The 22186-nt window shown below is 57.5% G+C and carries 22 protein-coding genes; 16 read left to right on the forward strand and 6 right to left on the reverse strand.

Translation table 11 applies throughout. From position 1 onward, the window contains the following. Positions 1–28: 28 nt before the first annotated feature. Both AB5Z02_RS02345 and ppa read left to right on the forward strand, forming a co-directional pair. Complete coding sequence (locus AB5Z02_RS02345; RefSeq protein ID WP_201939161.1) at positions 29–1609, forward strand: DUF3369 domain-containing protein; 1581 nt, start codon at positions 29–31, stop codon at positions 1607–1609. A gap of 216 nt (positions 1610–1825) precedes the next feature. Next, positions 1826–2356: an inorganic diphosphatase gene (ppa, locus tag AB5Z02_RS02350; protein WP_005335667.1), complete on the forward strand. Its 531-nt coding sequence runs from the start codon at positions 1826–1828 to the stop codon at positions 2354–2356. Between the two features lie 29 nt (positions 2357–2385). Here the strand turns inward: ppa and AB5Z02_RS02355 are convergent, their stop codons facing one another. Then, positions 2386–2733, reverse strand: coding sequence for a hypothetical protein (locus AB5Z02_RS02355; protein WP_368215155.1), 348 nt, complete (start codon positions 2731–2733; stop codon positions 2386–2388). Positions 2734–2872: 139 nt separating this feature from the next. On the opposite strand from AB5Z02_RS02355, the gene AB5Z02_RS02360 reads away from it, so the two are divergent. The 12 genes from AB5Z02_RS02360 to AB5Z02_RS02415 all read left to right on the forward strand — a co-directional run bounded on the left by AB5Z02_RS02360 (position 2873) and on the right by AB5Z02_RS02415 (position 14147). Continuing rightward, complete coding sequence (locus AB5Z02_RS02360) at positions 2873–3763, forward strand: hypothetical protein (protein WP_368215157.1); 891 nt, start codon at positions 2873–2875, stop codon at positions 3761–3763. A gap of 220 nt (positions 3764–3983) precedes the next feature. Next, positions 3984–4526 (forward strand): YtfJ family protein, encoded by a 543-nt coding sequence (locus tag AB5Z02_RS02365; protein WP_231719848.1) that lies wholly within the window; start codon positions 3984–3986, stop codon positions 4524–4526. 44 nt (positions 4527–4570) lie between these two features. Beyond that, positions 4571–4870 carry a DUF2607 family protein gene (locus tag AB5Z02_RS02370; RefSeq protein ID WP_199427620.1) on the forward strand — a complete coding sequence of 100 codons (300 nt, stop codon included), beginning with the start codon at positions 4571–4573 and terminating at the stop codon, positions 4868–4870. 33 nt (positions 4871–4903) lie between these two features. Then, positions 4904–5506, forward strand: a complete 603-nt coding sequence (locus tag AB5Z02_RS02375) for a DUF2796 domain-containing protein (protein WP_368215159.1) — start codon at positions 4904–4906, stop codon at positions 5504–5506. Between the two features lie 4 nt (positions 5507–5510). After that, positions 5511–6200 (forward strand): ABC transporter ATP-binding protein, encoded by a 690-nt coding sequence (locus AB5Z02_RS02380; protein ID WP_005335686.1) that lies wholly within the window; start codon positions 5511–5513, stop codon positions 6198–6200. Between the two features lie 76 nt (positions 6201–6276). Continuing rightward, positions 6277–7524 carry an ABC transporter permease gene (locus AB5Z02_RS02385; RefSeq protein WP_368215161.1) on the forward strand — a complete coding sequence of 416 codons (1248 nt, stop codon included), beginning with the start codon at positions 6277–6279 and terminating at the stop codon, positions 7522–7524. Positions 7525–7556: 32 nt separating this feature from the next. Further along, positions 7557–8030: a DUF3299 domain-containing protein gene (locus AB5Z02_RS02390; protein ID WP_026034852.1), complete on the forward strand. Its 474-nt coding sequence runs from the start codon at positions 7557–7559 to the stop codon at positions 8028–8030. 104 nt (positions 8031–8134) lie between these two features. After that, complete coding sequence (locus AB5Z02_RS02395) at positions 8135–8995, forward strand: TIGR03899 family protein (protein ID WP_005335692.1); 861 nt, start codon at positions 8135–8137, stop codon at positions 8993–8995. A 276-nt stretch (positions 8996–9271) separates the two neighbouring features. Beyond that, complete coding sequence (locus AB5Z02_RS02400) at positions 9272–10909, forward strand: PAS domain-containing methyl-accepting chemotaxis protein (RefSeq protein WP_236768050.1); 1638 nt, start codon at positions 9272–9274, stop codon at positions 10907–10909. Positions 10910–11530: 621 nt separating this feature from the next. Then, positions 11531–12610 carry a PD-(D/E)XK nuclease family protein gene (locus tag AB5Z02_RS02405; RefSeq protein WP_158110561.1) on the forward strand — a complete coding sequence of 360 codons (1080 nt, stop codon included), beginning with the start codon at positions 11531–11533 and terminating at the stop codon, positions 12608–12610. A 142-nt stretch (positions 12611–12752) separates the two neighbouring features. Further along, entirely contained in the window at positions 12753–13181 is a 429-nt protein-coding gene (locus AB5Z02_RS02410) for a hypothetical protein (RefSeq protein WP_158110560.1), read from the forward strand. A 195-nt stretch (positions 13182–13376) separates the two neighbouring features. After that, positions 13377–14147, forward strand: coding sequence for an AbaSI family restriction endonuclease (locus tag AB5Z02_RS02415; protein WP_201990092.1), 771 nt, complete (start codon positions 13377–13379; stop codon positions 14145–14147). 118 nt (positions 14148–14265) lie between these two features. Here AB5Z02_RS02415 and cysC read toward each other — a convergent pair whose 3' ends face one another. The 5 genes from cysC to cysG all read right to left on the reverse strand — a co-directional run bounded on the left by cysC (position 14266) and on the right by cysG (position 20608). Beyond that, positions 14266–14859, reverse strand: coding sequence for an adenylyl-sulfate kinase (gene cysC, locus AB5Z02_RS02420; protein ID WP_368215163.1), 594 nt, complete (start codon positions 14857–14859; stop codon positions 14266–14268). Positions 14860–14997: 138 nt separating this feature from the next. Next, entirely contained in the window at positions 14998–16722 is a 1725-nt protein-coding gene (locus AB5Z02_RS02425; protein ID WP_368215165.1) for an SLC13 family permease, read from the reverse strand. A 4-nt stretch (positions 16723–16726) separates the two neighbouring features. Next, positions 16727–18154 carry a sulfate adenylyltransferase subunit CysN gene (cysN, locus tag AB5Z02_RS02430; RefSeq protein ID WP_042079975.1) on the reverse strand — a complete coding sequence of 476 codons (1428 nt, stop codon included), beginning with the start codon at positions 18152–18154 and terminating at the stop codon, positions 16727–16729. A 12-nt stretch (positions 18155–18166) separates the two neighbouring features. Beyond that, complete coding sequence (gene cysD / locus AB5Z02_RS02435; RefSeq protein WP_368215197.1) at positions 18167–19099, reverse strand: sulfate adenylyltransferase subunit CysD; 933 nt, start codon at positions 19097–19099, stop codon at positions 18167–18169. A gap of 72 nt (positions 19100–19171) precedes the next feature. Next, positions 19172–20608, reverse strand: coding sequence for a siroheme synthase CysG (gene cysG, locus AB5Z02_RS02440; protein WP_368215167.1), 1437 nt, complete (start codon positions 20606–20608; stop codon positions 19172–19174). Positions 20609–20805: 197 nt separating this feature from the next. On the opposite strand from cysG, the gene AB5Z02_RS02445 reads away from it, so the two are divergent. Continuing rightward, positions 20806–21729, forward strand: a complete 924-nt coding sequence (locus tag AB5Z02_RS02445; protein ID WP_005335703.1) for an SPFH domain-containing protein — start codon at positions 20806–20808, stop codon at positions 21727–21729. Then, a complete protein-coding gene (locus AB5Z02_RS02450) occupies positions 21726–22181 on the forward strand; it encodes an NfeD family protein (RefSeq protein WP_005354718.1) in 456 nt (151 codons plus the stop codon). Before AB5Z02_RS02445 ends, AB5Z02_RS02450 begins: the two co-directional genes overlap by 4 nt. The last annotated feature ends 5 nt before the right edge of the window (positions 22182–22186 follow it).

Here is a 22186-nt window from a genome sequence, read left to right on the forward strand (position 1 = left end):
CTCATTGAGCGCCGGAGGCGTAACCGATATGAGCAGTGCCCAAGACAAGGACGATATCTTGCTGGACGACGACATCATCGAACTCGATGATGAGGAGGTCGTGGTCCCCAAGGCACTCAACCCATGGCAAGTGCTGATCGTGGATGATGAGCCGGATATCCATCATGCCACCCGCCTGGCCCTCTCCAACATTCACTACAAATCCCGTCCGCTGGAGCTGCTCAATGCCTACAGCGGCGCCGAAGCTGGCCGCATGCTGGAGGCCAATCCCAGGATTGCACTGATCCTGCTCGATGTGGTGATGGAGACCGAAGATGCAGGTCTGCGGCTGGTGCACCGGATCCGCAACGAAATGCACAACTCGCTGGTGCGGATCGTGCTGCGTACCGGCCAACCCGGCCAAGCCCCCGAGCAGCGGGTGATCCTCGATTACGACATCAATGACTACAAGACCAAGACCGAACTGACGGTACAAAAGCTGTACACCACCGTCATCGCATCCCTGCGTTCATACGAAACCCTCAGTGCCATCGACAAGAGCCGGCAGGGGCTCGGCAAAATTCTCGAAGGGGCAGGCGATCTCTACCATCTTCATTCACTCAAGGAGTTTGCCTCCGGCGTGCTGAAACAGATCAGCGCCATTCTCGATGTGGGCACCGAAGGGGCCATCTGCGCCGAGCGCCGTCCCGGCGAACAGGGGCTGGAGATCCTCGCCGCCACCGGCGACTACGAGACTCTGCTGGATGATGGCAAGATCACCGACTTCCCCACCCTCAATGACTCGGTTCTGAAGGCACTGGCGGCGCGCAGCAACCGCTTTGAACACCCGCAGGACTCCCTCTATATCGCCGCCCAGAATGGTCGCGAGTTCGTGTTGAGTTTTACCCCGACCCAGCCTCTCGATCCCCTCGAATGCGATCTGCTGGATGTCTTCTGCCAGCGCATCTCGGCGGCCTACGACAACCTCTATCTCTACAACCAGTTGCTGCGCGCCCAAGAGGCCACCGTGGTGGCACTGGCGGCGCTGGCGGAGTTTCGCGACTCCGATACCGGCGAGCATGTCTTGCGGGTACAGAAGCTCTCGGATGCCATCGTGGCCGAATTGAAGAAGATGGCGGCCTATCCTGAGCAGCTGACCCCGGAGTTTGTCGAGATGATCGGCATGGCCTCCATCCTGCACGATGTGGGCAAGGTGGGCACCCCGGACCATATCCTGCACAAGCCGGGGCGTTTCGACCCGGAAGAGCGGGCCATCATGGAGCAGCACGCCGGCATCGGCGCCAATATCCTGCACAAGGCGGGTGAAATGGTGGAGGGAACCAGCTACCTCTCTCTCGGCGCCGAAATCGCTCGGGGCCACCATGAACACTTCGATGGCAAGGGCTACCCGCAGCAGCTGGCTGGTCAGCAGATCCCGCTGTCGGCGCGGATTGTGGCGGTAGTCGATGTATTCGATGCCCTGCTCAGCAAGCGCCCCTACAAGGAGCCTTGGACGCTGGCGCAGACCATGGAGTATATCCAGTCCCGCTCCGGCACCCAGTTTGACCCTCATGTAGTGACAGCCCTGTCGCGACTGGTCAACGAGTCGAGACTCCCCTACTCGCTCTGACCCCCTTTGCTCGCAACTCCACATGCCCTGCCGGTGACCAAGGTCAGCGGCAGGGCATCAAAACAGCCGTTTTGTTGCATCCCGCACACATCAAAGTGCCGCAAAGCGGAAACATCCCCCTTCTTTGTTAGCGATATCCGCTGAAATATGGTCATTTAACATCACATCGCTATAATATCGGCCTGCAAACCTGATACTAACAACGAAGGAATTATCATGAGCCTGAACCTGGTACCGGCCGGCAAGAGCCTGCCCGACGATATCTATGTCATCATCGAAATCCCGCAGAATGCCGACCCGATCAAATACGAAGTCGACAAGGACAGCGGTGCTATTTTCGTCGATCGCTTCATGTCTACCCCGATGTTCTATCCGTGTAACTACGGCTACGTGAACGCGACCCTCTCTCTGGATGGTGACCCCGTCGACGTACTGGTTCCGACCCCCTACCCGCTGCTGGCCGGTTCCGTCATTCGCTGCCGCCCGGTTGGCGTGCTGAAGATGACCGACGAATCTGGCGAAGATGCCAAGATCGTTGCTGTACCGCACTCCAAGCTGACCAAGCAGTACGACCACATCCAGGATGTGAACGATCTGCCGGAACTGCTGAAAGCCCAGATCCAGCACTTCTTCGAGCGCTACAAAGAGCTGGAAGCGGGCAAATGGGTCAAGGTGGAAGGTTGGGGCGACAAGGCCGCTGCCGAAGCCGAGATCAAGACCTCTGCCGAGCGTTACGCTGCCAAGTAAGCGTCACTCGGTTTGTAAAAAAAGGCGCCTTATGGCGCCTTTTTTGTCGGTGTTTGCGGCAGCTGACCGGTCGCATCTCCAGCAGGATTACCCTGAATGTATATTTCACGACCATCTTTCTGGTAGGGACGATAGTAATCACCGCCACAGCGATAGCCGCCGCCCGGCTGGCTCATCAGCTCGCAGTTGACCGGCAATACCTCCAACCACTTGATGGCCTGCTGGTAGCGCAGCCACTCCTGCCATTCGTGTTCGCGCGCCAACTGATCGCGCAGGGCAAAGGTATCCGCAACGGACATCCCCTTGTTAACGCTCACCTGACCCGCCATGGCTGGCAGGCTGAGCAGCCCAAACAGCACTATGATCCAAGGCTTCATAACCCCTCCAGAATGACTTAATTTCACAATTAAATTAAAAGTCACATCAATCTGTTATCCAGATCACAAAACGAAACATCACCAAAGTGGTGCCGGCTCACCTAGTTGTTAATTATCGTCCACGGCAGGAAGCACCACCATGAAGCTGACCCCCGCGCTGTTGCTCAGCCTCACTCTCTGCACCACCCTTGGTGCTATAAGCAACGCCAGCGAAATCAACATGAGCTGGCAGTGGCAATCCACCGATGGCCAGCGCAAGCACTTCCAGCTGACCACCGACGACCAGGTGATGGCCGCCAGTCGCCACGAGATGAGCCTGCTGAAGGCCTCTCTCACCAATCCGCTGGAGACCCTTTACGCCTACATCAGCCCGCGGCTCTACAACAGCATCAACCTGATCAATCAGAGCAGCCCCGAGACAGCTACCAAATTTCGCAATCTGGAGCAGGCCTTCACCCTGCGGGACGACAGCATGGAGTCGATGCTGTTCTGGCAAGCCTACCAGCAGTATCAGGAGGATGCCTTCTACCAGATGAGGGTGATCCCCTGCGTCCATCCGGCCAATCGCAAACTGCCTTGCGTGCGACCCGATTACTCCCAGCTCTTCTACCACTTCAAGGGGCATCTCAAGCCGCTGGCGCAGCAGTTTGCCGCCAAGGATCTCGCCACCAGCGTCAGCCTGCTGCAGGAGTGGCTAAACGCCATCCCCACCCAGCCGGAACAGCTGGATCACTTCGCGCCACCGCTGCAGGCACTGCAGGATAACAAGGCCGACAGCGACGAGAAGGCGCTGTTGATGGCCAGCCTGCTGGCGGAGCTGGCGCCACAATATGTGCTCAGCATCATCTATCCGGATATCAGCATCGGCAGCGTCTCCCCTGCCTGGCTGGCCATTACGGCAGACAGTGGCGTACCCGGTGATGTGGTGGTGATCAACAATCAGCGCCATGTGCTGCTGACCGGCTCGTCCCTGCTGGCCCAGCAGATGACCATGGCCAAGATCCCCCTAATCAGCGAGTCGCTCTACTGACGCAGACAGCTCAGACCAGCAGCCAATTCATTGATTTTTATCGATGTCATGCCATCCTAGCCGCCCTTGCCAGCCAACAACCTGACTGGCGGGGCGCCGACGCTTCTGAATTGCGATCTTATTTAACACTTTTTAAACAGATCCGATCAGTTTAGGATGAAGCTCGCCCATTCCCTCAATCCGAAACTCGTTATAACATAACAAATGGAGTGTCATCAGGATGAAACATCTCGTACTTACTTTGGCGCTGCTGCCATCTCTGGTCTTTGCTCACAACATCAAGGATGGCAACCCGGTGCCGCTGGTCAATGTCAGCGACAAGGGTGAGCTGGTACTGAATGGCAAGGATATCGGCTACCAGCCGTGGCAGAGCACCTCGCTCACCGGCAAGGTATTCCTGATCCAGCATATTGCCGGTCGCTCCAGTGCCAAGGAGCTGAACGCCCCGATGATCGAGGCGATCAAGGCCGCCAAACTGCCGCAAGACAAGTACCAGACCGTTACTGTCATCAACAGCAATGACGCCATCTGGGGCACCTCCGGCTTCGTGACGAGCAGTGCCGAGGACAGCAAGAAAGAGTTCCCCTGGTCCGCCATGGTGCTGGATGCCAAGGGCATGGCGCGCAACGCCTGGGATCTGACGCCGGAAAGCTCGGCGATCATTCTGCTGGATAAAGAGGGCAAGGTGCTGTTTGCCAAAGATGGCCAGCTCGATGCCAACAACATTGCTACCGTGATGGGGCTCATCAAGTCCCATCTCTAAGTCAGAGAGAAAGGGCGCTGATGGCGCCCTTTCCATAAGGGTCTATGGGTCGTATCAAGCTGAAAATCTGGATCTTGCTGCTGGGCTGGTTATGGCTGCAGCCTGCCCTTGCCCGGCACCAGTTTGAATCCGCCCTGCCCGGCCACGACGACCATCACTGTCTGGTTTGCGCCCTCCATCTGGATGGCAAGCAGGTCATCACCGCCACCCCCTATTGTTTCCCCGGTTCGACCTCTGTTTTGCCCGCTGTTGCAACCATGCAACGCTCGGCGGATACCGCCACTCTTCACAGCTATGCCATCCGTGCGCCTCCCGCCTCTGTTTTTATCTATCCCTTTGTTTAATTTCGCTATTTGTTTTGAAAAAAAGGATTAAAGATGAAAGCAGTTACTCTGTTGCTGGCCGCAGCGGCCTTTGGCGCACACGCAAATCACGACGAACACGAGAGCCACAGCCACGGCGCCCACGAGCATGGCCACGGCCACCTCAATTTGGTGGTCGATGGCAACCAGCTGATGATCGAGCTGCAAGCCCCTGCCGCCGATCTGGTGGGCTTCGAGCACGCCGCCAAGAGCGATGAAGAGAAGGCGCAGTATGCCAAAGCGGTCGCCCGCCTCCAGCAACCTGACGCCCTGTTCCGCTTCGACCCGGCCGCTGGCTGCAAACTGACCCGGCAGGAGCTGCAGGCCGCCAAAGAAGAGCATGATCACGATCATGACCATGACCATGACCATGACCATGACCATGACAAGGCTGCCAGCGACAAACATGAAGACCACCATGATCATGACGAAGCGGGTCACGCCGATATGGGCGCCATGTACACCTACACCTGCGCCACGCCAGCCAAACTGACCGGCCTTGAGGCGACCCTGTTCAGCGTCTATCCGAGCCTTGAGAAGCTGAGCGTGCAGGGGATCCTGCCCACCGGCCAGACCGCGGGCGAGCTGACCCCGTCCGCCAACAAGCTGAGCTGGTAACGCCATGAAAAAAGCCGTGGTTGAGATCCGCGATCTGGCCTTTGCCTGGCCAGGTGGCGACGCTGTACTCGATCTGCCCGCCCTCACCATCCGCGAGGGTGAGCGGGTCTTTATCAAGGGCCCGTCGGGCTCCGGCAAGTCGACCCTGCTCGGGTTGCTGGCCGGGATCCAGACCGCCAACCACGGCACCCTGGAGGTGCTGGGCCAACCATTGGCCCGGCTCTCTGGCCGTGCCCGTGACCACTTCCGGGCGGCCAATCTGGGTTATATCTTCCAGCAGTTCAATCTGCTGCCTTTTCTCTCGGTGCAGGACAACGTGACCGCGGCCCTCACCTTTTCGCCCGCCAAACGAGCCCGCCTGCAAGGGAGTCCGGAGCAGGAGGCGCGCCGTCTGCTGGCGGAGCTGCAACTGCCGGATGACGCACTGCATCGCCCCGTCCATGCCCTCAGCATCGGCCAGCAGCAGCGGGTTGCTGCCGCACGGGCGCTGATCGGCTCGCCACCGCTGGTGATCGCCGACGAGCCCACCTCGGCCCTCGACACCGACAACCGGGCGGCCTTTATCAAGCTGTTGTTCGAGGAGTGCGACAAGCAGGGCTCGACCCTGATCTTCGTCAGCCACGACCCTTATCTCGAACCCCTGTTCCCGCGGGTCGAAAACCTGCAACAGCTCAACCGGAGAGCATCATGCTGAGCACCGTTCAACACTGCGTCTCCCTGATGAATGACATGCGTACCCACGCGGTACGACAACAAAACCGGAGGGTCACGTGCTAAAACTCGCCCTGCAAAGTCTCTGGGCCCGCCGCCTCACCGCCGGGCTCACCCTGCTGGCCGTCGCCATCAGCGTCACCCTGCTACTCGGGGTGGAGCGGGTGCGCACCCAGGCCCGCGAAAGCTTCTCCAACACAGTCTCGGGGACCGATCTCATCGTCGGCGCCCGCTCCGGTCAGGTGAACCTGCTGCTCTACTCGGTGTTTCGCATCGGCAACCCCACCAACAACGTGGGGTGGGACTCCTATCAGGCCATCAAGCAGAAACCGGGCGTCGCCTGGACCATCCCGCTTTCCCTTGGTGACTCCCACAAGGGATTTCGGGTGCTCGGCACCAATGGCGACTACTTCACCCACCTGAAGTACGGTCAGCAGCAGTCGCTGCAACTGCGGGAAGGGCGGCCGTTCGAGACGCCGTTTGAAGCGGTGCTGGGCGCCCAGGTGGCCGAGAAGCTCGGCTATCACCTCGACCAATCCATCGTCATCGCCCACGGCGCTGGCAACACCTCGTTCAGCCAGCACGACAATCTGCCGTTCAAGGTGGTGGGTATTCTGGCGCCGACCGGTACGCCCATCGATCGCACCATCCATGTGCCGCTGGCGGGGATAGAGGCGATCCATCTGGGCTGGGACACCGGCCGCCACAGCAAGAACGTGACGCCGGAGCAGGCGCTGGCGCAGGATCCCACCCCGAAAACCATCACCGCCTTTATGGTGGGCTTGAGCAACCGGATCCTGGCGTTCCAGCTGCAACGCAGCGTAAACACCTATCCCAAAGAGCCGCTGATGGCGATCCTGCCGGGGGCCGCCCTGCAGGAGCTGTGGAGCCTGATGAGCGTGGCGGAAACGGCCCTCTCGGTCATCGCCGGTTTCGTGGTAGTCGCGGGCCTTATCGGCATGCTGACTACCCTGCTGGCGGGGCTTAACGAGCGGCGCCGGGAGCTCGCCATCTTGCGATCCCTCGGTGCGGGCCCTGCCCACCTGTTCCTGCTGCTGGCGCTGGAGGCGATGGCGCTGACCACGGTCGGCATCGCTCTCGGAGTCGCCGTGCTCTATCTGGGGCAGGGGCTTGCCTCGCCCTGGCTGCTCAGCCACTATGGCCTGCAACTGAGTCTGGGGCTGCCGAGCACCTACGAGTGGCAGTTGCTGGGGGTAGTGTGGCTGGCAGGCATGGTGATTGGCCTGCTCCCTGCTGCCCGCGCTTACCGCTACAGCCTGAGCGATGGCATGAGCATTCGCGTCTAGCAAGACGCCCAAAAATAGAAACAGAAGGACAGATGATGAAGTGGAAAATTGTGGCGCTGCTCGCCAGCCTGCTGGTGCTGCCCGCCCTGGCCGCCGATTACAAGACCATCGACTGGGATGTACTCATCCCGGAAGGGGAGAAACTGCTGCCACCGCCCCAGGTCAATCACGAAGATCCCATGTCGGTGCCGCAACCGGTGGGTGGGGTAAACAAAAAGCTGGACAACCAGGATGTGCGCATTCCGGGCTTCGTAGTGCCGCTGGAAGGGGATGCCAAGAAGATCACCGCCTTCCTGCTGGTACCCTACTTCGGCGCCTGCATCCATGTGCCGCCGCCCCCCACCAATCAGGTGATCTATGTGAGCTACCCCAAGGGTGCGCCGGTGGATGATCTGTGGGATGCCATCTGGGTAAAGGGCAAGATGCGCACGGTCAGCTCCAGCCACGAGATGGCCACCGCCTCCTATTCGATGGAAGCGGTCGAGGTGAGCGTCTACGAGGAGTAATCCTCCCGTTGCAAAAAAAGCGGCCTCCACGGAGGCCGCTTTGTTATCTTGGCATCCCGGTTGGAGTAACATTCAGCTCCAGAACCTGTGCGAATGGAGTCAGCATGGCAGACCTCCCCCCCCCGAAAAAAGAGAGTTCGATCCTGAGCAGCCAGGAGCAGACCCTGCGCCTGGCCCGCAGCCGCGGCATCGACGGCATGCTCACCCGCAATACCGACAGCACCTTCGAGCAGCGCGCCACCTTTCGCCATCTGGCGGATCAGGCCGCCCGCCAGCGCAATCTGGAAGCCATCATGGTGATGGCCTCCCGCCACTGCGAAGAGACCGCGGCTGGCGGCGAGATGGACAGTGATTGGCTGACCCGCTTCCTGCAACTGGCGGAAGATATCAGCATGGTGCCGATGCAGCAGCTGTGGGGGCGGATCTTCGCGCTGGAAGTCGCCACCCCGGGCCGCTTCTCCATTCGGGCGCTCGCCACCCTCAAAGAGATGACCCAGCGCGAGGCCCAGCTGTTCCAACGTATCTGCTCACTGACTTGCCACTATACCGGCAGCGACGAGCAGCGACTGCTGCTGGGGCTGCACAAGGGGGCCAGCCTGCTGAGTCGTGCCAAGGCAACGCGCCTTGGCCTTGGCAAATACCGACTGCCCTACAACGCCCTGCTGCAACTGTTTGAGCTCGGGCTGCTGCATCGCGCGGAGCTGGAGTCCGGCCCGCTGCCCGCCGATGGGGTCGAGCTGGAGTTCGGCAACCAGCGCTGGCGACTGCAGTGCAAGCAGAACAACATCACCCTGCTCTACTACCGCCTCACCCCGGTGGGCAACGAGCTTGCCCAGCTGCTGCAAGAGTCGCCGCTGGAGGAGTACCTGCAGGATCTGAAAACCGTGCTGGTGCAGGGGATCCAGATTGAAGTGATGCAGCTCGTCAGCGCCCCCTCCTCACCCGCTCCCGACCCTCTCCCCTGATCTCTGGCGGGGCAGCTGATGCCCCGTCGGTTCATGGCTCCTTCGCATCAAGCTGCTGGCTCCAAGCTTATGGGCTTGTCCAGAATAGGTTGCAAATTGCAGATGCCGCAGAGGCACACCCCGTCAGATCCGTTGCATATTGCAAACAACCACGCGCTTTTCCTCTCCAAACCTCGCTAATAACACATCAATCATTAGTTTTTGCCAGCTGGCCCGCCCCTTGCACATGTCTTGATGCAGATCAAAATTTAACCACCACAGCTCGGGAGCAAGGCCATGAGAATCAATCAACCGGTTACCCAAAGAGAACGTCTCTATCCAGACCACCAGAGCCTGATCTCCACCACGGATCTGGAGAGCCGCATCACCTACGCCAACGATGAGTTCTGCGATATTGCAGGCTTCTCGCTCGACGAGCTGAAGGGGGAGCACCACAATCTGGTGCGTCATCCTGACATGCCGAAACAGGCCTTTGCCGATCTGTGGGGTCACATCAGGGATGGCAAGAGCTGGATGGGGCCGGTGAAAAATCGCTGCAAGAATGGCGATCACTACTGGGTCAGCGCCTTTGTCACCCCCATCAAGGATGCCAGCGGCCGGGTGGTGGAGTATCAGTCGGTGCGCACCGCCCCGAGCGAGGAGATCAAACAGCGGGCCGAGAAGGTCTATGCCGACCTTCGCAACAACAAGCTGCCGCTGGCGCTCAAGTTGCCCACCTTCTCCCATACCCTGGCCATCAACCTCTGTCTGCTGCTGAGCCTGCTCGCCATGTTTGCCCTGGGCTACAGCCACGATATGAACTGGCAACTGGCGCTGGCCGCCCTGCCGCTGGCGATAGCGGCCATCACCCTGAATGCCCTCTCCCGTCGCCTCGGCAAGCTCAACAAGATGGCCCGCAGCCGCTTTGACAACCCGCTGATGCAGTTGCTCTACACCAACAAGGTGGACAACATCGCCGCCATCGAGCTCTCGATGGTGATGAATCAGGCCGAGTTCAACGCCGTGCTGGCCCGTACCCAGCAGACTTGCAGCAAGATCCTGCAAGCCGCCGAGGGGGATCTGCGCAACGCCGAATCCATCACCGACAACCTGCAACAGCAGCAGGCCGAAACCAATCAGGTAGCCACTGCCGTGACCGAAATGTCGGAATCCATTCGCGAGGTTTCACAAAGCTCGACTGACTCCTCCAGCCTGCTGGATGAAACGGCCGTGCTGTTCAAGAGCGGCAACAGTAGCGTGGCCGAAACCGTGGCTGCCGTGGCGGGTATGAACAGCGAACTGATCACCTCCAAGAGCGTGATCAGTGCGCTGGTCGGCCACTGCCGCGATATCGACGGCATCCTCGATGTGATCAACAACATCGCCAACCAGACCAACCTGCTGGCCCTCAACGCCGCCATCGAAGCGGCCCGGGCTGGCGAAGCGGGTCGCGGCTTCTCGGTAGTGGCTGACGAGATCCGCACCCTCGCCATCAAGACCCAATCCTCGACCAGCGAGATCCAGAAGATGATCACCGAGCTGCAAAACAGCTCTGGCGAGGCTGAGCAAGCGATGGAGAAGGGCTGCCAACTTGCCGACAGTTGCCAGCAGAAGGCCACCGCGACCGGCACCATTCTCCAGCAGATCAACAACATGTTGCAGCAGGTCGCCTCCGGCAGCAGCCAGATTGCCCAGGCGGTGCAGGAGCAGTCCCACGTTACCGCCGAGATCAACCGCAACGTGCTCAGCATCAAGACACTGGCCGATGACTCCAGCGTCGGCAGCCAGCACGCCGTGCACGGCATCACCCAGCTGGTCAACCAGTTGAGCGATCTCGACCGGCTGGTACGCCAGTTCCAGAAGGGCGCTCCGGCAAGCCAAAGCCGCTACGAAGTGGCCACTACCCGCGCCGTGCCGGTTCGCCAAGCCAGATAACCACTACCCAAACAATCACCGCAGAAAAACCCTATGGGCCCGCAGGCCCATAGGGTTTTTAATGCCCGCCAACAAGAGGACGGCACAGCCGTTTCACAGTCCTATTTCCCCAGCTCTGATGGCCGCCACTGTTGAGCGGTTATATCGTCGTCCGTTATTTATTAATTTATTGATCTTGCTCAGAAAACCGCCCGCTTGCGCTTTTCACCCCAGCCCCGTTCGGTAACATAGCTGCTTGGCAACCTCTCGCAGGAGTCAGCCATGAGCCAAGCCAGTACCAAAACGCAGGTAACAAACAGCAGACTGGAGGCTGAAATTCAGGGGCGGTAGCGTGGTTTTTGTAAGTTGGCACAGCGCGTAGCGAAGCCCAACAGACGAGGATGATCACGCAACCAGAGCGGGATAAACATGGATTGGGCCGTTTGGTAAAAACATTTGTAAATACGTTTCGCGGTAAACGTTGGGCTTCACTGCGTTCAGCACCAACCTACGATATTTAGCCCAATATTCAAGATAGCGAGTCCATACTATAGCGTTGCTTATAATATGATAATTATCTCTCGTATTCATTAACAATAAAGACTATATTGACTCCCTTAATTCATTTTTTGCGAAGCACTTATGGAATTGGAACACCTTCATTCATTGCTTGATGAACTGAACCGAGTCCCAGCACCAATTAAACGAGAACAGAATCTCTTTTCAATCGGAGCTAGAGGACACTATGAGAATCCAATTAGTGATCTGTTAGCATTTTTTCTGTCCCCAACAGCAGCTCATAATCTAGAAAGCCTTGTGCTCGAAACCCTACTGGAAGCCCTACCTGAAGGGGTTCAAATATCTGCATCACTGATTAATGAACCCCAGCGGGAAGTAACTACCCATACTAACAGCAGGCTGGATCTGGTTCTTGAATCCGAAGAATGGGTCATGGCACTTGAAAATAAGATCTGGCATCATCAAAACAACCCATTCTCCGAATATAAGAAATATCTTGCGAAACACTATGAAGGGAAACGGCAGCTGCTAGTTGTACTCTCTCCATCTGGTAAATCACCCATTGGTTGGTATGGCGTTGCCTACAACGATTTTCTAAACCGTCTATCTCCCAAACTAGGGCAAGCCTTCATAACCACACCTTTTAACAAGTGGCTTATTCTATTACGCGAATTTCTATTGCATTTGGAGTCATTGATGGCGGTTTCCGATATACCAATCCCTACAGCAAACTTTGTTCTCTCCCACCTCAAAGAGATTCAACAAATACAGGATCTCAAAAACAGCGTGGTCAAAGATCTGCAAGCTCAATGTGTACATTATCTAGAGCGATACTTCTGCGAACAAGAGGTTGATATCAGTACCAAGTTACACACTTGGTATGGCTATCCTGCTTTACGATTCGGTTTCACACACTGGAAAACTGACTCTGATGTTGTGTTATTTCTAGATGGCCGTGAAGGGCATCATTTTGCCATCAATTACTATGCTTGTAATTTGCAGGGAGATAAACAGCATAAGGCCGCTCATGAAACATTGCATCAGGTCGAATGCAGCGAGGTGTGGCAAGAACGAGCGAATACCGTTGCTTGCTTTAAGCGGCCACTCAATGACAACACACCAGAGGCCATGTTTGTCGAAGTGGCTCGACACTTAGCATTACTAGATATATTTGAATCAACAGTTCGCTCAAAGTGGGCATGAGGAATACACCATATCTAAAATTAAAATAAAGCTCGGTGACATTATTGCCGAGCTCTTACTTTTACTTAGAAAAGCAATATTTAAATTACAGTTTAACTTATTGGTTTCTTAGATTTAAGCAGCATGAAATCAGGAGAGACAAATGGAATTGATTACAACCATTTTAGGAGCCGCACTAGGTGGTCTAATTGGTTATTTTTTTAGCAAGTTACAATGGGAAAGAGCATTAAAGCATGAAGATCGTGCATACAAATTGGAGAGTAAACGAAAGCTAGTAGAGTACTCTTATGAAACAATAGAGTATGTTCGAGACTATTACTGCAACTCAAAGAACATGACTATCGGTGAATTTATGGTCTGCATGTCTGGACGAAACCCTTTGAAAAAAATGTTGGCGATCGTGGTTACTAGCGCACCAGAACTTTCAAGTGAGATCGATATACTGAAAAAACAGATTGATAAGATGATGGGTCCAGAATATCCAGTACCAGAAGAAAAGTATCGCGCAACGCTCGATGTAGTAAACCAGTTTGGTAGAAATATTACCGCCCATATAAAATCCAATGCTTAACTGATATGGATGATGTGCGCCACGAAATATATCCACCCACCTACTTAATGTGAATGTACAATACAATTACAATAGATATAATGGCGGGCAAGAGATAAAAATATGAGGGAGCCTCCAATATTTCACCCTAAATTGCTAAAAACTTGTTAAGCCCACCTTAAAACACTGACAACAAAATTATAAAAAATAAAGCATATGAGTACTCAAGTAGAAAGATTCATTTTTAACAATACAAGAACAAGCCATAAACGATGGGAGTCCATTGTTATGTATGCACTTCACTATGCTCTTAGAGATGTAAAGCTAATGTCTCAATACCCGGTCGACAAATACTTTATCGACGGATATTTCCCTGACTTGAAGATCGCCGTAGAAATTGATGAACCATATCATAACCGGCAAAAAGAAGATGATTTAAAAAGAGAGTCCGACATAAAAGCAGAGCTTGATTGTGAATTTTTTAGAATCAATGTTAGCGAGCCTGTATATGAGCAAATTGACAACTTAGTTGATAAAATAAGAGCTTTATCACCTCCAAAGTGGGAGATCAAGGAACGACCAGCAAGAGCGATTAGCGGTGAGTTTTCACAAGATAAGATAGATGGATTGACTGCAACAAATGCATTTGAATTTTTAGATGGCATACAAGAAGAGCTAGAACAATTAGGTTTATCTGTAGACACTAAAGAACCAAATCCAAATACCTTGCCAAGTAATGGAATGATAGGCTTTGATGTAATTTTAGACAAACTTAGATTGACGGTATTTACGCGAAGCACATGCAAACCCAAAATAATTATTTCGAAATATGATGCTAATACTCTAAGGAAGTTAGGAATAGACTGTTCAGAACCATCCAAAACTAAGCCACCATATTGGAAAATCATAGATATGGACAAACAACTTACCAGAGAAGAGACTGTGTCCTATTTGTTGAATCTCTCAAGAAAACTTAGGCATAAATAAAGATATTTATTTCATCTTGAACACGCACACACGATAAATAACAGCGAAAATACATTGCTGATAAATAAGGGGACAATTGCCCCCCTTATTTATCAAAGTTCGATACTAACAATCAACCTCAGTCGATCACCCCCCGTAACCTTAAAGCAGTAATCAATTCATCCACCAGCACTTCCACCGGTTTACCGGCGTTAAGCAGATGGATTTCCGGCTGTTCGGGCGCCTCGTAGGCGGAGTCGATACCGGTAAAATTCGTAATTTCCCCTGCCCGCGCCTTTTTATAGAGCCCCTTGGGGTCACGCTCTTCACAGACGGATAGCGGCGCATCGACAAAGACCTCGACAAACTCCCCCTCGCCCAAGAGGCTGCGCACCAGCGCCCGCTCGGCACGAAGCGGCGAGATAAAGGCGGTAAGCACGATCAGGCCCGCATCCACCATCAGCTTTGCCACTTCGCCGACCCGGCGGATATTCTCCTGCCGCGCAGCATCATCGAAACCAAGATCGCCACAGAGGCCGTGGCGCACATTGTCCCCATCCAGCAGATAGGTGTGCTTGCCTTGTGCCGCCAGCGCCTGCTCCAGCGCCCCCGCCAGGGTCGATTTGCCCGCCCCCGACAGCCCGGTAAACCAGATCACCAGCGGCTTTTGCCCTTTAAGCTCGGCCCGGCTCTGTTTGTCCACGGCATGCTTGTGCCACACGATATTGCTCATCCAACACTCCTTGATTGGCGCTCACGCCTTAAAACTTAAACTGTCCGGCACCACGGGGAGCCGCCTCGGACTATCCGCCGCCAACGTGCTGATACCATGGCATTGCTCACCCAACACGCCTTGACTGGCACTTATGCCTTAAAACGGAAACAGCAGGGGCACCATCACAATCACCCCGAGGCTATAGGCCAGCGAGACCGGCAGGGCCAGCTTGAGGTAGTCCGGCATCTTGTAGTTGCCCGCGGCATAGACCATCAGGTTGGTCTGGTAGCCGTAGGGCAGGATAAAGCTGGAGCTCGCCCCGAACAGCACCGCCAGAATAAACGGCATGGTCGAGACATCCATGCTGAGCGCCAGCTGGTAACCCATGGGGAAGGCCAGCGCGGCGGCGGCGTTGTTGCTCATCAGCTCGGTCAGCACCAGCGTAAACAAATAGATACCGATAAAGGCGATGATGGGGCTGGCACCGTTGAACTCCCCCATCAGCCAGTCGGCGATAAGCTTGGCCAGTCCGCTCTTTTCCAGCTGATCGGCGATGGCGAGCGCCCCGCCCACCACCAGCCAGATATCCAGTGGAAAGCGGCGGCGGATCTCGTCTAGGGTCAGAATGCGGGTGAGCAGCAGCGCCACCAGCATCAACAGCAAGCCCTTGAACAGCGGCACCAGATCGAACACAGAGAGCGCCAGCACCCCGAGAAACCCCAGCACCACGGCGGCGCTGCGTTTGCCATCGAGACGGGTGGAGGCTTCCAGCCCGCTCACCACCACAAACTCACGTCCCAGCGACTTGTTGCGGGCAAACTGGGGGCCGGGGGCCAGCAGCAGGGTATCACCGGCGTGCAGTTCAATCTGGCCGAGGCCACCGGTAAGCTGGGTTTCGCCGCGGCGCACCGCCAGCACCACCGCATCGAAGTGGGTGCGAAATTCGGCATCCTTGATGGTCTGATCCACCAGCCGCGAGCTGTGGCTGACGATCACCTCCACCAGATGCTGGCCGTTGAGGCGGTGCTGGCCGTAGAGATCCAGCCCCTTCATCTCCTGCAATACGCCGACGCTCTCCACATCGCCACAAAACAGCAGTACGTCCCCTTCGTGCAGCTCGTGTTCCGGCTGCACCGGGCAGATCACCTGCTCGCCGCGAATGATTTCCGCCAGATAGAGGCTTTTCAGGCTGCGCAGGCCGTTCTCCTTGACGCTGCGCCCCGCCAGCGGTGAACCGGCGCCCACCTTGGCTTCGAGAAAGTAGCCGGATTCGCGGCTCATCTCGGTATCCTGCACCGGCAGGTGACGGGCAAACAGCAGCACGGCCACCAGACCGGTCAGCAGAGTACCCGCCCCCACCATAAAGAAGTCGAACATGCCGAGCGGCGGCGCCCCCATCTTGATGAGGAAGCTGTTGACGATGAGATTGGTGGAGGTGCCGATCAGGGTCAGCACCCCGCCAAAGGTGGCCGCGAAGCACATGGGCAGCAGCAGCCGCGACGGCGCATGGTTGGGGTTGCGTTTGACCGCTCCCAGCATGGAGGCCACCACGGCGGTGTTGTTGACGAACGCCGACAGGAAGGCGGTGGAGAACCACACCTTCACCAGCACCTTGTTGAATGAACCCGTGCCCACCAGATTGGCGAACCAGCTCATGATGCGGGTCTTCTCCACCGCCAGCGACACCAGCAGCAACAGCACCAGGGTCAGCAGGGCACTGTTGGTGTAACCCGCCACCACGGCATTGATATCCGCCAGCCCGCTCAGGTAGGTGATGAGCACGGCGCCCGAGAAGAGCAGCGCCGGGCGGAGTTTGCCCTGGATCAGCAGGGCCACGAGAGCAGCCAGCAGACCCAGCACCAGGAATTGTTGCCAGGTCATGGGCTTACTCCTTGCTTGTGTCGTTACCGATGGCAAGGGCTTGCCAGTGCGGGAAGTGCTTGCGCACCAGGGCGTTGAGCTCGATTTCGAACTCGCTGTAGTGCCCTTTTACCGCTTTGGCGGCCAAGCCTTCCACTATCATGCCCGCGCCGACGGTGACGTTGGTCAGCCGGTCGATCAGGATAAAGCTGCCGGTATCACGGATCTCCTGATACGGGTCAAACGCCACCGGGTCGGTGAGGCTCAGCTCGCACAGGCCGATCTCGTTGAGCTTGAGCTCGGAGGCGGGCAGCTCGTCCAGCTTGTTGATCTCGATACGGTGGCGGATGGCCTCCACCTGACCGCGACTCTTCTTGGTGGCCAGTTTGACGTCGTAGACCCGGCCCGGTTGCAGGGACTCCTCCCCCATCCAGACGATATGGGCCAGCACATTCTGGGTCACTTGCGGCCGCTTGGCCGCATCCACCAGCAGGTCGCCGCGGCTGATATCGATCTCGTCGGCGAAGGTGACCGTGATGGCCTGACCCGGCAGGGCGTACTCCAGATCCCCGTCGAAGGTGACGATGCGGGTCACTGTGCTCTCCTTGCCGGACGGCAGCACCGCCAGCTTGTCGCCCACCCGCAGAATGCCGGAGGCGAGCGTGCCCGCGAAACCGCGAAAATCGAGGTTGGGGCGGTTGACGTACTGCACCGGCAGGCGCACCGGGTGACGCTCCAGCTCGCGCTCTACCTCGGCGGATTCCAGCAGGGCCAGCAGGGTTTCGCCCTGATACCAAGCCAGCTTGTCGCTCTGGTTGACCACGTTGTCACCGTCCAGCGCCGAGACCGGCACGATATGGATGGTGTCGACACTGAGCTTTTTGGCGAACTCGCGATAATCAGCACTGATGCGCTCGAACACCTCCTGACTGAACTCCACCAGATCCATCTTGTTGACCGCCACCACGAACTGCTTGATGCCGAGCAGGCTCGCAATAAAGCTGTGACGACGGGTCTGATCCAGCACGCCTTTGCGGGCGTCGATCAGAATGATGGCCAGATCACAGGTGGAGGCGCCGGTCGCCATGTTGCGGGTGTACTGCTCATGGCCCGGGGTATCCGAGATGATAAATTTGCGCTTGGCGGTGGAGAAATAGCGGTAGGCCACGTCGATGGTGATGCCCTGCTCGCGCTCTGCTTGCAGGCCGTCAACCAGCAGCGCCAAGTCCAGCTTCTCGCCTGTGGTGCCGAGCTTCTGGCTGTCGGACTCCAGCGCTTTGAGCTGATCTTCATAAATCTGCTGGGAGTCGTGCAGCAGGCGACCGATAAGGGTGCTCTTGCCGTCATCCACGCTGCCGCAGGTGAGAAAACGCAGCAGACTCTTGTGCTGCTGGGCGTGCAGATAGGCTTCGATGCCCTGTTCGGTGATGGCGGTCTGAATATGGCTGTTCATGCTGACGACTCCTTAGAAATATCCCTGACGCTTCTTCTGCTCCATGGAGCCGGCCTGATCGTGGTCAATCAGCCGCCCTTGCCGCTCGCTCGAGGTAGTGAGCAGCATCTCTTCAATAATTTCCGGCAAGGTGGTGGCATCGGATTCGATGGCCCCGGTCAGCGGGTAGCACCCGAGGGTACGGAAGCGCACCAGCTCCTGCTTCACTTCGTCTTCCGGGCCGATGGGCATACGATCGTCATCCACCATGATCTTGATGCCGTTGCGCTCCACCACCGGACGATGGGCCGCAAAGTAGAGCGGCACTATGTCGATCTTTTCCAGATAGATGTATTGCCAGATATCCAGCTCGGTCCAGTTGGAGAGCGGGAACACCCGGATGCTCTCCCCCTTGTTGACCTGGCTGTTGTAGACCCGCCACAGCTCGGGGCGCTGGTTCTTCGGATCCCAGCGGTGGGACTTGTCGCGGAAGGAGTAAACCCGCTCCTTGGCGCGGGACTTCTCTTCATCGCGGCGCGCGCCACCGAAGGCGGCGTCGAAGCCATATTTGTTGAGCGCCTGCTTGAGCCCCTCGGTCTTCATGATGTCGGTGTGCTTGCCGCTGCCGTGCACAAAGGGGTTGATGCCCATGGCGAGCCCCTCCGGGTTCTTGTGGACGATCAGATCCAGCCCGTACTTTTTGGCGGTCTCGTCGCGGAACTTGATCATCTCCTTGAACTTCCAGTCGGTGTCGACGTGGAGCAAGGGGAAGGGGATCTTGCCCGGATAGAAGGCCTTGCGGGCCAGGTGCAGCATGACGGAGGAGTCCTTGCCGATGGAGTACATCATCACCGGGTTTTCAAATTCGGCAGCCACCTCGCGGATGATATGGATGCTCTCGGCTTCCAGCTGCTGCAAGTGCGTCAATCTTTCACGGTCCATGTTGGTCCTCGGGTCATTGCTTATGCGCCTGCTCGGGGCGCTGGGTGGTTCAGTGCGCGGCCGCACCGGCAGCCGCATCAAATATCTCTTTCCGGGTCAGGCCAGCTGCACCAGCTTGAGGTCACAGCCATCGAGATCCGGATTAGCACGCTGCTGCTCGCCGCCCAGCTCTCCAAACCAGGCCAGCCGATCGCGCAGGGCAACCACTTCGCCGATGACGATAAGCGACGGGCTCACCGCCTGTTTGGCCAGCTCGGCCAAGTCGGCCAGCGTGCCGGTCAGCACCCGCTGACGGGATGTGGTGCCGCGCTCGATGATGGCGATGGGGGTGGCTTGGCTTCGGCCGTGATCCACCAGTTGCTGCTGGATATGCTCGGAGCGCATCAGCCCCATGTAGATCACCAGGGTCTGACTGGTGGCGGCGAGCTGCTGCCAGTCGGGCTCCTTGCCATCGATCTGGCAGTGGCCAGTGATAAAGACGGCGCTCTGGGCGTAATCACGGTGAGTGAGCGGAATGCCGGCATAGGCGGTGGCCCCGGCGGCGGCCGTGATGCCGGGCACCACCGAGAAGGGGATGCCTTCATCGGCCAGCACTTCCAGCTCTTCGCCGCCACGACCAAACATAAAGGGATCGCCCCCTTTCAGCCGCACCACACGGTTGCCCGCCTTGGCGTATTCCACCAGCAGGCGATTGGTCTCCTCCTGCGGCACGCTGTGGGCGCCCGCCTTCTTGCCGACCGACACCAGAGTGGCATCGCGGCGCACCAGATCGAGGATCTCAGGCGAGACCAGCTGGTCGTAGAGCACCACTTCAGCCTGTTGAATCTGTTGCAGCGCCTTGAGGGTCAGCAGGCCCGGGTCACCGGGGCCCGCCCCCACCAGCACCACCTCGCCCACTTCGCTTTTCGCCTGATCGAGGCCATCGCTCAGCCACTGCTCGGCACCGTGCCAATCCTCTTTTTCAATCAGGCTGGCGAGGGTGTTGGAGGCAAAGGCGCGCTCCCAGAAACGGCGACGGTCGGAAATCGAGGAGAGCACCCGCTTGGCCTTGTCACGCACCCGGCCGGAGAGCTCGGTCAGCCCGCCGAGATGGCGCGGCAGCAGGCTCTCCAGCCGCTCACGCAACAGGCGCACCAGCACCGGCGCCTTGCCGCCGCTGGAGACCGCCACCATCAGCGGCGAGCGATCGATGATCGAGGGGAAGATAAAACTGGAGCGCTTGGGGTCATCCACCACGTTGACGAACAGACCCAGCTGGTTGGCACTCTGATAGACGAGGGCGTTGACTTCGAGATTGTCTGTAGCGGCAACGACCAGGATCTGGCCTGCCAGATGAGCCGGGGTGAAGCGCTCCGCCAGATGGGTGAAACGACCGGTGAATTCCGAAAATTCCGGTTCAAGCTCCGGGGAGACCAGGGTCAGCCGGGCACCGGCTGCCAGCAGCAGGCGCGCCTTGCGCAGGGCAACCTCGCCCCCGCCCACCAGCAGTACCGGGCGGCCTTCCAACTTGGCAAACATAGGTAAATAATCCATTTCGGCCCATCCCTCGGAACACGACTAATATGGGGCGACTATAGGCAGGGCAGCTTATCCCTCAAAATAATAAAAAATGCTTTTTAATGCGTTTTGGTAATTAGCAAAGCCAATTCATGACAAAGGCGTACAAAGTCACTTGTGGTACCTGACGCCAGACCATAGGCTAGGGACTGTGTTTCATAAGGAGCTAAATGATGAATGAATCATTGATTGTGCTAGGGATTTTCGTGTTCCTGGTGCTCGCCACCCTGAGCGCGGGCATCAAGATAGTGCCCCAGGGCTACAACTGGACGGTGGAGCGCTTTGGTCGCTACACCCGCACCCTGACCCCGGGTCTCAACCTGCTGATCCCCTACGTGGATCGGGTCGGCCACAAGATCATCATGATGGAGCAGGTGCTGGATATCCCGGCACAAGAGGTGATCTCCCGCGACAACGCCAACGTCACCATCGACGCCATCAGCTTTGTGCAGGTAGTGGATGCCCGCAAAGCGGGTTATGAGGTCAACGATCTCACCAGCGCCATCCGCAATCTCACCATGACCAATATGCGCACCGTGCTCGGCGCCATGGAGCTGGACGAGATGCTCTCCCAGCGCGACACCATCAACGAGAAGCTGCTGCGCACCATGGATGCCGCCACCGCCCCCTGGGGCATCAAGGTGACCCGCATCGAGATTAAAGATGTGCGCCCGCCGCTGGCACTGGTCGAGGCGATGAACGCCCAGATGAAGGCCGAGCGCCAAAAACGGGCCGAGGTGCTGGAAGCCGAAGGGGTGCGCCAGTCCAAAATCCTGAAAGCGGAAGGGGAGAAGCAGTCCCAGATCCTCAAAGCCGAAGGTGAGCGTCAGGCCGCCTTCCTCGCCGCCGAAGCGCGGGAGCGGGCTGCCGAGGCGGAAGCCAAGGCGACCCATATGGTTTCCCAAGCAATTGCGGAAGGGGACCTGCAGGCCATCAACTACTTCGTGGCTCAGAAATATACCGAGGCACTGGCCCGCATCGGTGAAGGCCCCAACAGCAAGATCATCATGATGCCGCTGGAGGCGGGCAGCCTGATTGGCTCTGTGGCTGGCATGGCCGAGCTGTTCAACAAAGATGGCAAGGGCAGCAAGTCATGACAGCCCTGTTAGAGGGGCTGACCCACTGGCACTGGCTGGGGCTCGGTTTTATTCTGCTGGCCATCGAGGTGCTCGGCTCGGTGGGCTTTTTGCTCTGGACCGGCATCGCCGCGCTGGAAGTGGGCCTGCTGCTGCTGATCTGGCCCTTTGGCTGGCAGGCGCAGTTGCTGCTATTTGCGGTGCAATCCCTGCTCACCACTTGGGCCTGGTGGCGCTGGCAGCACCAGCGTGACAACTCGGGTCAGGATGCCGCCAGCACCATCAACGAGCGGATGCAGAGCTATATGGGTCGCGAGCTGACCCTGCTGGATGATGTCGCCCAAGGCACCAGCCGGGTACATCTGGACGACACGGTCTGGACAGTGCGCTGCGACGAGTCGCTGCCTGCGGGCAGCAAGGTCAGGGTGGTGGGGGCCGACTCCCACATCCTGCTGGTTGAACCCCGCAACTGACGCAA

It is taken from the genome of Aeromonas sp. R2-3, from assembly GCF_040908375.1.
Classification (GTDB): domain Bacteria; phylum Pseudomonadota; class Gammaproteobacteria; order Enterobacterales; family Aeromonadaceae; genus Aeromonas; species Aeromonas veronii.